The following is a 13,546-nucleotide window of genomic DNA, read 5'->3' as shown; positions in this document are numbered from 1 at the left end:
TTGCGGATCATAAAAAGTCGTATAATGTGGGATTAATTTAATAACGGGAGGAACCGGTCATGCAATCTCACAAACATGCGGACGAACAGCATTCCGATCTGTCGGAAACCCGGCTGCGCCATGATGTCTCGATGGCGACGCGCCTGCTGAACAGCATGAAAATTCTCGAATATAGCGGCCATGTCAGCGCCCGACTGCCCGGCGGAACGACGTTTCTGATCCAGCCGCAGGACAAGAGCCGCGCCGATGTCGCGCCCAAGGATCTGTTCGTCTGCGATCTCGACGGCAAGGTGATATCCGGGCCGGAAGGTTCCCGGCCTCCATCTGAAGTTTTCCTTCATTGTGAGATTTATAGATCACGCCCCGACGTGAACTCCGTCGCTCATTTCCATCACGACGTCACCAATGTCTTCACGCTGGTCGAGGACGTACCGCTGCCGCCGGTGAAGAACCACGCGATCCGCTGGCGCAACGGCATTCCCGTTCATTCCGATCCGGCCCATGTCGACACACCGGAGCGCGGCCGCGGCATCGTCGCGACGCTCGGCGATTGTCATGCGATGCAGATCCGCGCCCATGGCCAGATCGTCACCGCCGAGACCGTCCGCGGCGTCTATATCGACGCCGTACACCTGGTCGAGAATGCCGAAGCCGCCTATCGAGCCGCGACTCTCGGCAAGGTCAAGCCGCTGACGGAAGAGGAGATGGAATCCTTCGCCCACTCCTTCCGCCGCGGCCATCACATCCGCAAGCTCTGGAAATACTACGCCGGCGGCGCCATCCGCGACGGCCTCTTCCCCGAAGACTGGAATAAGGCGGCCTGAACCAGTCGCCAGTCACGGCTGGGGGCAGCGGACTGGGGCGTTGGGTCGCGCTCCGGTCCGCACTGCCGTTGCCTGCCGCCCAATCATCGCTTTATAATGAAGCACTTGGGGATGGTGCCGAGGCGGGATTCGATTTGCCGAAAGACTGGTTTGCCACTGGCGCAGGACGCCTATCAGAACGCGCATGGGCGGAGATGCCAGCTTGAGCAGCCCGGAAAAGATGATCGGCCTGCTCGACCTCTTCGATGCAGGCGAGGACGCCGTCGCGCTGACCTTCGAGGAACTGTGCGACAAGCTCGGCTATACGCGCTCGACCCTCTACCGCTACCTGAAGATCCTCACCGATGCCGGCCTGCTGACCTCGCTTCCGGGTGTCGGCTACATGCTCGGCCCGCGCATCGTCGAGCTCGACTACAAGATCCGCACCGGCGACGTGTTGATCCGCGCCGCGCGCCCGATGATGGAAGAGCTCGCGGCCCGCTTCAAGGCAGTCGCCCTGCTCTGCCGCCGCTACAAGTTCGAAGTGCTCTGCGTCCATCAGGAGATCGGCACCGAAGCCGTGCACAGCAATTACGACCGCGGCCGCCGCCGCTCGCTACTGCATGGCGCCGCCTCGATCGCCATCCTCGATTACCTGCCCGATCATCAGCTCCGGAAATATTACGGCCTCGCCCAGGACGAATTCCAGCAGGCCGGCTTCGGCGCCACGCTGCCCGAGGTGAAGGCGAAGTTCCGCCAGCACCGCGAGCGCGGCTGGGTCAGCACCAGCGGCGACGTGACACCCGGCGTCACCGGCGTTGCCGCCCCCGTCTTCGACGGCCGCTCGGAGATCATCGGCAGCCTGAGCCTAACGCTGCGCGACACGCATATGCAGGCAAAGACCATCGAGGATGTGGCCGAACAGGTGGTGTTCTGCGCCGGCGTCCTCTCGAAGACGCTGGCGCGCAGCTGATCTCTTTCAGCGTCCGGCACTGATCCTTCTCAGTGCCCGGTGACCATCGCCGCCAGCGCTTCCGCATCTTCAGGCGCCGCCTTGCCGCGCCAGACGACATGCATGTCGGGACGGACGAGCACCAGATCGTAGCCATAGATGTCGCGGGCACGCTGCGAGGCGATGTCGAGCGTCTGGTAGGGAACACCCCTCGCCTTGAAGGCCGCTTCGATCCCTGACGTATCGATCGCATTGCCGCCGAGCCGCAGCATCGTGTAGCCGGCGCCGATCCGGTCCTGCACCGGATCGTTCTCGCCAAGCCAGAGATGCGGCAGGCGCGCGCCCGGCCAGGTCGTCGCGTGATATTCGCGGAAAAGATGCTCGGGACCGCCCGGCTCGTCGGTGATCACGGGCGAGCCCACATAGCGGTAGCCGAGCTCGGCGCCGATCATCTCGTTGGTCTTGCGCTGCTCGACATCGGCAATCCGGGTGAGATTGTCACGCGTCGCCTGCCCCGCAGGCGTCTCGTCGCGGATATCGGGCCGATATTGCGAGCGCCACTTGCGGCGGCCGAGCGAGGCATAGCGCGACGCCCCGACATTGCGGTCACCGACCTGGCGGCGTTCGATTTCGTAGGAGCGCAACAGGTTCGGCCCGCCCCAGCCCTGCAGCGTGGCCGCCAGCTTCCAGCCGAGATCGACGGCATCGCCGACGCCGGTGTTCATGCCGAGACCGCCGGTCGGAATGACCAGATGCGCGGCATCACCGGCAAGGAAGACGCGGCCCGAACCGTAATTGTCGGCAAGCAGCAGGTTCTGCTTCCACTGCCCGACATAGAGCATCTGGTAATCGACAGGCGCACCCACCGCCTTCTCGAACTGAGCCGCCATGTCCTCGTCCTTCTCGACGACGGCATGCAGCGTCCAGTGTTTGGTCGAATCCTGCATGATGAGAAAGGTCGCCTGCCCGTCAGCTACGTGATAATGCCGCCCGCGGCCGGGACCGTCGCCGATCGGAATACGGTTATAGAGCTCTTCGGAATAGTAGAGCGCCTGGCGCAGATGCAGGAGATTGCCCTCGCCGCGCAGCTTGATGCCGAGCTGCTTGCGCACGGGGCTCGCCCCGCCATCGCAACCGACGACATATTTGGCGCGATAGGTGACATCGCCATTCTTCGTCGTCGTGCGCGCCGTGACGCCGCCTTCGTCCTGCTCCAGCGACAGGAATTCCGTGCCGTAACGCACGGTGACCGTCGGCAGCTCTTCCGCCACCGATTTCAACAGCGGCTCCAGCGTATATTGCGAGATCAGCTGATAGGCCTCGAGCGGCTGGCTGGCATCCTCGGACTTGCCGATCTCCTCCAGCGCCTCGTTGACGGAGGGGTAAGGCAGCCTGAGCAGCGGCGGCTCGTTCATCGCGAGAACGACATAGACGTCCATCGGCACGGCGGCATCCAGACCCGCCTTACGGATCTTCTGCGACAGGCCCATGCGGCGGAAGATTTCCATGGTGCGCGCGTTGCAGCGCTCCATCTTCGGCAGGAATTCCGGCGCCTCCTTCTTTTCGATCAGCGTGCAGCGCACGCCTTTCTGCCCGAGGTCGATAGCAAGCGTCAGCCCGACCGGGCCCGCGCCGACAATGAGGACATCCGTCTGTTCCATGCGCTCCATCCCTTTGCCGCCCTCCAACCCGGCAGCATCGGGTCCATTTATCGCGAGTTCCAAACCGGCGTCAATTCAAAACTTAAAAAATCCCATAATGCAGGATAATTTGAAAAATGACTAGACAGGCGATTGCTGTTCTGTGCATGGTAGCCTTAAATGACGGCGCGGCAGGTTTTGGCCGGGCGGCTCTGGGAGGAGTTCAGTGACGAAGAAGGTGGAGCTCACGCTCGCTTGCGGTGACTACGAGATCATCCGCGCCCTGAAAGAGGGAGTGGTGAAACCCGACGGGATCGACCTGACGATCCTGACCGAGATGGATTCCACCACCCGCCACTGGCGCTTCCTGCGCAATGGCGAATTCGACGTCGCCGAGGTCTCGCTGTCGTCCTACATGGCGGCAAAGACCCGCGGCCTGCCCTTCGAGGCGATCCCGGTCTTCCTGCACCGCCGCTTCCGCCACGGCTTCATCTTCACCAATACGGCGGCGGGCATCCGCGAGCCGAAGGACCTGATCGGCCGCAAGGTCGGCGTCAAAAGCTATCTGGTCACTGCATCGCTCTGGCTGCGCGGCCTGCTGGAAAGCGAATATGGCGTGCCGCACCAGTCGATCGAGTGGTATTCGGAGCTCGACGAGGACGTCGACTACAAGCTTCCCTCGGGCCTGAAGCTGCACAAGATCGGCGAGGAAAAATCGATCGAGCAGATGCTTGTCGACGGCGAGATCGACGCGCTCCTGCATCCCGATCTGATCGCCCCGATCAAGAAGCGCGACCCGCGTGTCGGCCGCCTGTTTCCTGACTACAAGGCCGAAGAGATCGCCTATTACGAGCGCACCGGCATCTTCCCGATCATGCATGTGATGGGCATCCGGCCTGAAATCGTCGAGCGTCATCCCTGGGTGCCGATCAATCTCTACCTCGCTTTCGAGGAAGCCAAGCAGATTGCCATGAAGCGCATGGAAAACCCGCGCATCGTGCCGCTCGCCTGGTATCGCGAGGCCTGGGAAGAGCAGCAGGCGATCATGGGCGACGATCCCTGGGCCTACGGCCTCGACGGGCAGAACGCCAAAACGCTGGAAACGGTGATCGGCTATGCCCACCAACAGGGCCTGATCGACCGCAAGGTCACACCGTCCGAGCTCTTCCTCGACATATCGCAGGGCCGCAAGCGCGGCGACAAACACCGTGTGTAGCGCCTGCGACGGCAGCGGCGCCGCATTCGAACCGGCCTGGTCCGGCACCGGCATCCGGTGTGACAATTCCTCGGAGAACAAGACGATGCATGAAGACCTGAAGCAGCGGATGATCGAGGCTGGCCGCATTCTGGAAGCTGCCGGCCAGGGCGACTGGACGCGCGGTCACGTCTCGATCCGCGTCCCCGAGCAACCCGACCGCTTCTACATGAAGCCGTCGAAATTCGGCCTTGAGGAGATCACCCTCGACAACATCATCACCGTCGATCTCGACGGCGAGAAGGTGGACGGCGAGTTCGGCCGCCACAACGAGGTCTATATCCATTCCGAGGTGCTGCGCGCCCGGCCGGATCTGAACGCCGTCGTCCATACCCACGCGCCCTATGCCACTGCCTTCTCGGCGCTCGGCAAGCCGCTGCAGCCGGTCGGCCATCCGGGCTCGATCTTCGCCGAGGGCCTGCCGGTCTTTTCCGAAACCACGGAGCTGATCACCACCGCCGAGCGCGGCAAGGCCGTTGCCGCCTGTCTCGGCGAGCATGGCGCGATGCTGTTGCAGAACCACGGCATCGTCACCGCCGCCCCCACCATCGAGCAGGCGATCTATCTGGCGCTGTCGCTGGAGAATGCCTGCATGATGCAGCTGTGGGTCGAGGCTGCCGGCGGCGCCAAGGCGCTCGGCAAGCCTGAGGATATCAAGGCCAAGCGCAAGCACATGTTCCGCGACGAGATGTTCAAGGCGACCTTCGCCTATCTCGTCCGCCGCCTGAAGCGCGGCTAAGGCGGCCATTCACATACGACTTAGGAGGAGTCCGATGTATTATATCGATGCGTTCAACCATTTCTTCCCGAAGGCGCTCTGGGACCGTATCCAGAAGCTCGACGGCGCCGGCAAGGATATCGGCCGCCGCATGCAGGGCGTGCCCTGCATCTACGATCTCGAAACCCGCTTCCGCGTCATGGACGAGTTTCCTGACTACCGGCAGATCATCTCGCTCGGCATGCCGCCGCTGGAAGCGATGGGCGGCCCGGAACTCGCGACCGAATTTGCCCGGATCGCCAATGACGGCCAGGCCGAACTCGTCGAGAAATATCCGGAGCGCTTCGCCGGCTTCGTCGCCGCCCTGCCGATGAATGCCCCTGAGGCCGCCGTTCGCGAAGCCGAGCGCGCCTTTACCGAACTCGGCGCCAACGGCTTGCAGATCCACACCAACGTCAACGGCGCGCCGCTCGACGAGGAGCGCTTCTTCCCGATCTTCGAGGTCGCCGCCAAGCACAACAAGCCGGTGCTGCTGCATCCCTCGCGCAACGCCTCGATGACCGACTACGCCACCGAGGACAAATCGAAATACGAGATCTGGTGGACCTTCGGCTGGCCTTACGAGACCAGCGCCGCCATGGCCCGCCTGGTGTTCTCCGGCTTCATGGACCGCCTGCCTGACTTGAAGGTTCTCGCACACCACATGGGCGCTATGGTTCCCTATTTCGAGGGACGCGTCGGCCCGGGCTGGGACCAGCTCGGCAAGCGCACGACGGACGAGGACCTGACGCTGGTGCTGAAACGCCTGAAGAAGCGTCCGCTCGACTATTTCAAGGATTTCTACGCCGACACCGCCGTCTTCGGCTCGAAAGCAGCCACGATCTGCGGCCTGGAGTTCTACGGTAGCGACCGCATCCTCTTCGCCTCGGATTCGCCCTTCGACCCGGAAAAGGGTCCGGGCTACATCCGCGACACGCTGAAGATCCTGAATTCGCTCGATCTTCCCAAGGAAGACATGGAAAAGATCTGCTTCCGCAATGCCGAGGCCCTGTTCGGGCTGAAGGGCAGATAACCCGCGAGAAGTTGAACTGGTGCGCGGCCGCAATGCGTCCTATAACGGCCGCGCATCATTTACCGGACATGCCCTTGCCCCGCCTTACGCCGATCATCCTCGCTATCGCACTCTTCATGGAGCGGATGGATTCGACGATCATCGCCACCAGCCTGCCGGCAATCGCCGCCGATATCGGCACATCGCCGATCGCGCTGAAACTGGCCGTCACCAGCTATCTCGTGGCGCTTGCCGTCTTCATTCCGATCAGTGGCTGGATGTCGGATCGTTTCGGGGCGCTGAACATCTTCCGCATCGCCATCGGCGTCTTCATGATCGGCTCGATCGGCTGCGCCTTTTCCGATTCGATCGGCGCCTTCGTCTTCTGGCGGCTGGTGCAGGGCGCCGGCGGCTCGATGATGACGCCGGTCAGCCGCCTGCTGCTGGTGCGCGGCACGCCGAAACATCAGCTGGTCGATGCGCTGGCCTGGCTCACCATCCCCGCGCTCGTCGGCCCGATCCTCGGCCCGCCTGTCGGCGGCTTCTTCACCACCTATCTCAGCTGGCACTGGATCTTCTGGATCAACGTGCCGATCGGCATTGCCGGCATCATCCTCGTCGCCCGGCTGTTGCCGCCGGTCGAGCCGCGTGAGCCGAAGCCGCTCGATTTCACCGGCTTCTTCCTCTCCGGCATCGGCTTCAGCGCCTTCGTCTTCGGCATTTCGGTCGTCAGCCTGCCGGCGCTGCCGATGTATTACGGCTATACGCCGATCGCCATCGGCATCCTGATGGGCATCGCCTATCTCTGGCACGCGAAACGCACCGAACATCCGCTGCTCGACCCGCGCATGTTCCGCTATCCGATCTTCCGCGCCTCGATCGTCGGCGCCTCGAATTTCCGCATGGGGCTTGGCGCCCTTCCCTTCCTGATGCCGCTGATGCTGCAGCTCGGCTTCGGCCTGACGCCCTTCCAGTCGGGCATGGTGACCTTCATCACCGCTGTGGGATCACTGAGCTCGAAGTTCGGCGCGGCGCGCACCTTCGCGCTCTTCGGCTTCCGCCGCATCCTGATCGTCACCACCTTCATCTCCGCCGTGCTGCTCGGGATCAACGCGCTGTTTCACCCGGGAACGCCGATGTGGGTGATCATGGCCTGCCTGCTCGTCGGCGGCATTCTCCGCTCGATGGCCTTCTCCGGCATCAGCGCCATGTCCTTCGGCGATGTCGACGAGGCCGATACCGGCCAGGCGACGGCGATCAATGCGGTCGCCCAGCGCGTCTCGATGGCGATGGGCGTCGCCGTCGCCGGTGCCTCACTCGATATCACCAGCAGCATGCATGGCGGCGGGTTGCTGCTGTCGGATTTCCACATCGCCTTTGCCGTCGTCGGCCTGGTCTCCGCCTCCAGTGTCATCACCTTCTGGCGTCTGCCGCCGCAGGCCGGCGACGATCTCGTCAGCCGCCGCACACGGCACGCCGATTGATCTCAGCGCCCCGCGGAGCGCCCGAACTCGCGCGGCGAACAGCCGTTGTGACGCCGAAACGCGGTACTGAAGGCGCTCGCCGAGTCATAGCCGATATCACCGGCCAGCCGGTCGAGGCTGATATCGCCGCGGCTCAGCGCATCGCGGGCAAGCGCCATGCGCCACTGCGCCAGATAATCGATCGGCGTCGCACCGAGAGCTTCGGCAAAGCGGGCGGCAAAGGCCGATCGCGACATGCCCGCAAGCTTCGCCAGCCCCTCGACAGTCCAGCGCTCCCGCACATCCGCATGCATCGCCCGCAAGGCGCGCGCAAGCGATGGATCACGCATCGAGCGCAACATGCCTGACGGCATCGTCTCGCCATTCATCCCGCCCCAGCGAAGCGCCTCCACCAGCATCACCTCCAGCAGCCGCTCGACCACCGGGTCCCGCCCCGGCCGGTCCTCGACGCTCTCCTCGATGATCAGCGCGACAATCCGCTTCAGCCGGTCCGCCTCGCCCTCATTGGCGCGGATGTGGATGATCCCCGGCAGCAGGGCGAGCAGCAGCGCCGCATTGACCGGCTCGATCCGGAAGCCGCCGCCGAGCATGCGAAAATCCGGTTCGCCCTCAGCCTCGCCATGCCGCACCGGCCGATCCGTAGGCTCGCGCGGAATGCGCTCGGCCTTGGGATCGCTGAACAGCGCAAAGGCCGGCGTCGATGGAATGAGAATGAAATCGCCCGCCGAAAGCCTGACCGGCTCGCCATCCTCGAACTGCAGAAAGCAGCCGCCTTCCAGCACGATGGCAAATCCCGGTGCGTCATAGGCGTCATATCGCGCGCCCCAGGCGCCACGCCCGGTGATCGGCTTGGAGACGGCGGCATGCGGACGAAGCAGGCCGATGAGGTCGCTGAAGGGATCCATACTGGACGATCAATAACGTTTCACGGAGTTTCGATTATAGATCGTCCGCGCAGCTTGTCTATGCTCCCCACCAGCGAAAGGAGCTACACATGCCCAAGACAATCATGATCACCGGATCTTCGACCGGATACGGAAAAGCCGCCGCGGAATTCTTCCTCGACAAGGGATGGAATGTGCTGGCCACGATGCGGCGGCCGGAGAGCGCCACATTCAAGGATACGACGGGGCGGCTGAAGCTTCTGCCGCTGGATATCACCGACGCCGCAAGCATCCGCGCCGCAATCGCCTCCGGCATCGAGGCCTTCGGCGCGATCGACGTTTTCGTCAACAATGCCGGGATCGGCCTCGCCTCGGCCTTCGAGGCGACGCCCGACAGCATGACGCGCGAAATCTTCGAGACCAACAGCTTCGGCGTCTTCGCCGCCTGCCAGGCGATCATCCCGGTGATGCGCAGACAGGGTGGCGGCGTCATCATCAACGTCACCTCCAGCGCCGGGATCGGCGCCATGCCGATGGTCGCCGTCTACTGCGCCAGCAAATGGGCGGTCGAAGGCTTCACGGAATCGCTCGCCTACGAGCTCGAACCCTTCGGCATCAAGGCGCGGCTCGTCGAGCCCGGCTATGCCCCGACCACGAGCTTCACCGCCAATAGCGGCGACCGCATGAACGGCCTGATCCCTGAAGACTATGCCGCCTATGCGCAGGCCTATTTCGGGAAGATGGCGAATTACCCGACGCCCTATTGCACCGAGAAGGAAGTGGCCGAAGCGATCTTCGCCGCCGCGACCGATGATGGCGGCCAGCTGCGCTATCCCGCCGGTCCCGATACAAAGATGGTCGCCGCCCTGCGCTGGACGACATCTGACGCTCAGTACACGGAGACGATGCGCAAGACCTTCAGCCCGCAGGGCGGGGAGTAAGGAAAGCACGGCCGCCGCGCGTCATCGGCGCGGCGGCCATGAGCATCAGGCGATGATGCCCTGGAGATTGTCGAGGATGGCATTCCAGCCGCCGCGGTGGCCGTCGCGGGCTTCCTCGCTGCGGAACTTCACCTGCTTCAGCGTGATATCCGTCGTGTTGGCATCGACCTCGGCGAGATCGATGGTGACGACGCTGTCGTCGAGCGAGTAAGGCGACTCCCAGGTGAAGGCGAGCCGCGCATGCGGATCGATCTCCAGATAGGTGCCGCCATGCGGGATCTCGCGCTCGGCCGTCTTCATCACGATCGAGAAGCGCCCGCCCTTGACGGCATCGGTCGACACTTTCGAGATATCGGTCGCGCCGCTCGGCGTGCGCATGAAGCGCGCCAGCGTTTCCGGCGAAAGCCAGGCATTGAAGACCGTCTGGCGCGGTGCTGCGATCCTGCGGTTGATGGTCAGTTCCAGTTCACTCATGTCCGTCATCCCTTGAAACGAGAATTGTCTCCAGCGCCGCAAGGCGCAGGTCCCAGATGGACTTCAGTTGCCCGAACCAGCTCTCAGTCAGCCTCAGCGGTTCAAGCTCCGCGGCAATCAGATGCTCGCGGCCCAGAGTCCGGCGGGTTACAAGTCCCGCCTCCTCCAAGACCTTGATATGCTTGGAGACGGCATTCAGGGACATGTCGAAATGAGCGGCAAGCGAAGTCACTCTCAGCGCTCCCTCCTGAACAAGGAGCGTAAGGATCTGCCGCCGCGTGGTATCGCCCACGGCCTTCAGAATACGTGACAGTGCGTCGTCGTCCATTTATTCACCCGTATGGTTGAATATACAAAATTCGAATCGATAGTCAACCATATGGATGAATGTTTTCGCGGGAGGCAAGAGCTCAGCGCCAGAACCAGGACTTGGCGACCTCCGCCCGCGCCGCCTCTCTGGTCATGCCGATATCGCGCAGCTCATCGGGTGTGAGTTCGGACAGTGAATTGCGCGTCCGCCTGCGCTCCATCCAGCCACGGCAGGCGGTGATCAGGGCCGCAAGCCGCAGCCTCGGCTTCTTCTGCTCCCAACTCCCGGCGATGTCTTCGATCTCTGCGGCCATGTCACTCTCCTGTTGTCTGTGGAAACAACATGCGCTGGCGGGGAAACGAAAAGAAGCTTATGCTTCTGATGCAATCCATAAGGAAATCTTCTGATGCTGAATCTGGAACAGCTCGCCGCCTTCGTCAGCGTCGTCGAACTCGGCAGCTTTACCGCCGCGGCCGACCGCGCCGGCGTGACGCAGCCGGCCGTCAGCCTGCAGATCAAGCTTCTGGAACAGCGGCTCGGCGTGCGCCTGATCGAACGCGCCGGACGCCGCGCCCAGCCCTCGCCCGCCGGCGCCGAGCTCCTCCCGCATGCCCGCCGCATCATCGGCGAATGCGCCGCGACGCTGGAGGCGATGGCGCCTTATAAGGACGGGGCGGCCGGGCGCGTCAGGATCGGCAGCGGCGGCACCGCCTCGATCCACCTGTTGCCGCGCGCAATCGCCGCCGCCAAGAAGCGGATGTCCGGCCTGGAGATCACCGTGAAGATCGGCAATACCGACGAGATCCTGCGCGATATCGAGGCCAACGCGCTCGATCTCGCCGTCGTCACCCTCCCCGCCTCCGGCCGATCGCTGGAAGTCGAGCCCTTCTACGAGGACGAGCTTCTCGCGGTCGCGCCGCGCGGCAGTGACATGCCCGAAGGCGGCCCGGATGCGGCTTTCCTGCAGCAGAAGGTGATGATGCTTTATGACGGCGGCAACACCCGCGAGACGACGGATGGCTGGTTTGCCGATGCCGGCCTCAAGGCGGAGCCGGTCATGGAATTCGGCAGCGTCGAGGCGATCAAGGAACTGGTGGCAGCCGGGCTCGGCTGGTCGATCCTGCCGTCGCTGGCGCTGCGCCGCGACCGCGCCGGCTATCTCGCGACATCCCCGGTCAAGCCACGCCTCGTGCGCCAGCTCGGCATCGTCATGCGCCGCGACAAGCATCTGACCCGCGGCCTGCGCGAAGTCGTCAAATGCCTGCGCGAGTTCAAGGCCTGAGGGCCTATTTCTCCGCTTTCGAGAGAACCAGCGGCACAACGGCCGCTAGGATCGCTGCAACCGGTGCGTTACGCAGCATGCGGCCGAACACGAAGGTTCCGGCCATCGCCCCGGCAAGCTTCAGCCACGGATAATCGCCGAGCTGGTCGTGAGCGCTGCGATCGGCCCATTCCAGATTGGCACGCACCACGGTGCCCGCCTGCTCCTTGATGACGGCCAGCCGGGCACGCAGAACTTCGAGCTCGTATTGCAGGTTCTGCAGGTCGGCTTCCAGCGCCTCCTCGTCGGGATTGTCGCGAATGAAATCGTCGGCCATCGCCTCGGCTTCCATCTCGGCCATATGCGCCTGCAGGTCTTCCTCGCTCGCCTGAGCCCCCGGCCGTGATCTGTCTGCCATATGCGCCTCCTGTCTTTCCGGCCGCCACGCACGGCCGCTCAAGCTCGAAACTCGCGGCAGCGCCGAAAGTTTCGCCCTTTCTCCCGAAGACGGTGAATTCCGTCGGAATTACCCCGCATGCGGGGCCGCGGCCGCCGTTTTGCTGAAGCTTGCGCGCCGTTTCTAATCCTAATTGGCAGGTTGCTATGGCAAACCCCCGCTGCCGTTATAGGAACATGAGGTTTGTTCTTGTCTATATCGCCGCGTGTGTGGCTGTCAGTCTTGTAACGGGGATCGTCATCTATCCGATCTTCGAACCGGCGTCGGAACCGGCCGAAAAGCCGTCGATCCGCATTGCCCGGCTGGAGGAGCCGAAGAGCACGCAGAAGACCTCCCGCCTTCGCGCTCCCTGCACGGCACCGACGGAATGCGATGCCAATGCCGCCTCCGCTAACCTCGCCGATATGCTCGCCACCCGCTTCGCACCGGCCGGCGCCAATGCCGAAACGCCGCTGCAGACGCTGCGCCCGCAGCCGCCGCTGGCCCAACATGAGGAGAATGCGCTCTAGTGCCGCCGGAGGGCCTCGGCACGCCGTCAATCCTCTGTTAACCATAATTAGGCATCGTCGATATAACCACGGAGAGGGCCGTTGATACGTCAGACGATAATCGCGCGAGTTGCAGCATGCCTCGCCATGTCAGTTGCACTTGCCGGCTGCGTCAGCGGCCCGGATCATGTACCGCCGGAAATGCCGCTTCCTGCGAAGTTTGGCGAAGGCGGGGTCAAGAGCAATGGTGATGTTGCGACCGCCCAGTGGTGGACGGCCTACCGCGATCAGCAGCTGAACTCGCTGGTCTCCCAGGGTATCGGCCAGAACCTCGACGTGCTGCAGGCCCTCGAGCGCATCAATTCGGCTGAAGCTCAGGTCACCGTTGCCGGTGCCGGCGCCCTGCCGAGCCTCGTCGTCGGTGCCTCACAGACCGTCAGCGGCCAGATGGGCAACCTGCGCAACACGCGCGGCGCCACCAACACCACGGCCGGTGAAGCCAATGTCTCCTGGCTGCTCGATCTGTTCGGCGAATACCGCCGCTCGAAGGAAAGCGCGCTGGCCTCGCTGGATTCGGCTTACGCCACCGCCGACGTCGCAAAGCTCACCTTCCTCCAGGATCTGGTCAACAGCTACATCGACGCCCGCTACTACCAGGAGCGCATCGAACTCTCCAAGGGCGATCTGAAGTCTCGCCGCGAGACCTTCGATCTCACCAAGTTCCAGCTGGAAGCCGGTGCCGCCTCGCGCCTCGACGTCGTCCAGGCCGAAGGTCTGGTCCAGGCGACCCAGGCCGAAATCCCCGGTCTCGAAACCAGCTTCCGCGTT

General features: G+C 63.6%; 16 protein-coding genes. 10 read left to right on the top strand and 6 right to left on the bottom strand.

Features of this window, described 5'->3' with window-relative positions:
- Positions 1-59: 59 nt before the first annotated feature.
- Both ACQZ5H_RS18045 and ACQZ5H_RS18040 read left to right on the top strand, forming a co-directional pair.
- Complete coding sequence (locus ACQZ5H_RS18045) at positions 60-824, top strand: class II aldolase/adducin family protein (protein ID WP_449098599.1); 765 nt, start codon at positions 60-62, stop codon at positions 822-824.
- Between the two features lie 202 nt (positions 825-1,026).
- Positions 1,027-1,776, top strand: coding sequence for an IclR family transcriptional regulator (locus tag ACQZ5H_RS18040; protein WP_449098598.1), 750 nt, complete (start codon positions 1,027-1,029; stop codon positions 1,774-1,776).
- Positions 1,777-1,805: 29 nt separating this feature from the next.
- Here ACQZ5H_RS18040 and ACQZ5H_RS18035 read toward each other — a convergent pair whose 3' ends face one another.
- A complete protein-coding gene (locus ACQZ5H_RS18035) occupies positions 1,806-3,416 on the bottom strand; it encodes an FAD-dependent monooxygenase (RefSeq protein ID WP_449098597.1) in 1,611 nt (536 codons plus the stop codon).
- Between the two features lie 205 nt (positions 3,417-3,621).
- On the opposite strand from ACQZ5H_RS18035, the gene ACQZ5H_RS18030 reads away from it, so the two are divergent.
- From ACQZ5H_RS18030 to ACQZ5H_RS18015, 4 genes are all read left to right on the top strand, one after another.
- The gene (locus ACQZ5H_RS18030; RefSeq protein ID WP_449098596.1) at positions 3,622-4,611 is read left to right on the top strand and encodes an ABC transporter substrate-binding protein; all 990 of its coding nucleotides are present in this window, start codon (positions 3,622-3,624) and stop codon (positions 4,609-4,611) included.
- 85 nt (positions 4,612-4,696) lie between these two features.
- The gene (locus tag ACQZ5H_RS18025) at positions 4,697-5,389 is read left to right on the top strand and encodes a class II aldolase/adducin family protein (protein WP_130277679.1); all 693 of its coding nucleotides are present in this window, start codon (positions 4,697-4,699) and stop codon (positions 5,387-5,389) included.
- 34 nt (positions 5,390-5,423) lie between these two features.
- Positions 5,424-6,440, top strand: a complete 1,017-nt coding sequence (locus ACQZ5H_RS18020) for an amidohydrolase family protein (protein WP_130277678.1) — start codon at positions 5,424-5,426, stop codon at positions 6,438-6,440.
- 92 nt (positions 6,441-6,532) lie between these two features.
- On the top strand, positions 6,533-7,903 hold the full coding sequence (locus tag ACQZ5H_RS18015) for an MFS transporter (RefSeq protein ID WP_449098796.1): 1,371 nt from the start codon (positions 6,533-6,535) through the stop codon (positions 7,901-7,903).
- A 2-nt stretch (positions 7,904-7,905) separates the two neighbouring features.
- On the opposite strand, the gene ACQZ5H_RS18010 is transcribed toward ACQZ5H_RS18015, so the two are convergent.
- Positions 7,906-8,808, bottom strand: a complete 903-nt coding sequence (locus ACQZ5H_RS18010) for an AraC family transcriptional regulator (protein WP_449098595.1) — start codon at positions 8,806-8,808, stop codon at positions 7,906-7,908.
- A gap of 89 nt (positions 8,809-8,897) precedes the next feature.
- Here ACQZ5H_RS18010 and ACQZ5H_RS18005 point away from each other — a divergent pair, with 89 nt between their 5' ends.
- The gene (locus ACQZ5H_RS18005) at positions 8,898-9,728 is read left to right on the top strand and encodes an SDR family oxidoreductase (protein WP_449098594.1); all 831 of its coding nucleotides are present in this window, start codon (positions 8,898-8,900) and stop codon (positions 9,726-9,728) included.
- 45 nt (positions 9,729-9,773) lie between these two features.
- Here the strand turns inward: ACQZ5H_RS18005 and ACQZ5H_RS18000 are convergent, their stop codons facing one another.
- The 3 genes from ACQZ5H_RS18000 to ACQZ5H_RS17990 all read right to left on the bottom strand — a co-directional run bounded on the left by ACQZ5H_RS18000 (position 9,774) and on the right by ACQZ5H_RS17990 (position 10,825).
- Positions 9,774-10,202, bottom strand: a complete 429-nt coding sequence (locus ACQZ5H_RS18000) for an SRPBCC family protein (protein WP_449098593.1) — start codon at positions 10,200-10,202, stop codon at positions 9,774-9,776.
- Positions 10,195-10,530, bottom strand: a complete 336-nt coding sequence (locus ACQZ5H_RS17995; protein WP_449098592.1) for an ArsR/SmtB family transcription factor — start codon at positions 10,528-10,530, stop codon at positions 10,195-10,197. The genes ACQZ5H_RS18000 and ACQZ5H_RS17995 overlap by 8 nt, the downstream gene beginning before the upstream one ends.
- A gap of 82 nt (positions 10,531-10,612) precedes the next feature.
- Positions 10,613-10,825: a DUF1127 domain-containing protein gene (locus ACQZ5H_RS17990; protein ID WP_449098591.1), complete on the bottom strand. Its 213-nt coding sequence runs from the start codon at positions 10,823-10,825 to the stop codon at positions 10,613-10,615.
- 93 nt (positions 10,826-10,918) lie between these two features.
- Here ACQZ5H_RS17990 and ACQZ5H_RS17985 point away from each other — a divergent pair, with 93 nt between their 5' ends.
- Complete coding sequence (locus tag ACQZ5H_RS17985; RefSeq protein WP_449098590.1) at positions 10,919-11,794, top strand: LysR family transcriptional regulator; 876 nt, start codon at positions 10,919-10,921, stop codon at positions 11,792-11,794.
- Positions 11,795-11,798: 4 nt separating this feature from the next.
- Here the strand turns inward: ACQZ5H_RS17985 and ACQZ5H_RS17980 are convergent, their stop codons facing one another.
- Positions 11,799-12,191 (bottom strand): hypothetical protein, encoded by a 393-nt coding sequence (locus ACQZ5H_RS17980; protein WP_130277671.1) that lies wholly within the window; start codon positions 12,189-12,191, stop codon positions 11,799-11,801.
- A 215-nt stretch (positions 12,192-12,406) separates the two neighbouring features.
- Between ACQZ5H_RS17980 and ACQZ5H_RS17975 the strand changes: the two genes are divergently transcribed.
- Both ACQZ5H_RS17975 and ACQZ5H_RS17970 read left to right on the top strand, forming a co-directional pair.
- Positions 12,407-12,739, top strand: coding sequence for a hypothetical protein (locus ACQZ5H_RS17975; protein WP_112719055.1), 333 nt, complete (start codon positions 12,407-12,409; stop codon positions 12,737-12,739).
- A gap of 126 nt (positions 12,740-12,865) precedes the next feature.
- Positions 12,866-13,546, top strand: a 681-nt coding sequence (locus ACQZ5H_RS17970; protein WP_449098589.1) for a TolC family protein, incomplete at its 3' end; no start/stop codon positions are given.

It is taken from the genome of Rhizobium sp. 21-4511-3d (assembly GCF_053522545.1).
This window is presented reverse-complemented; position numbering and strand designations above follow the sequence as displayed.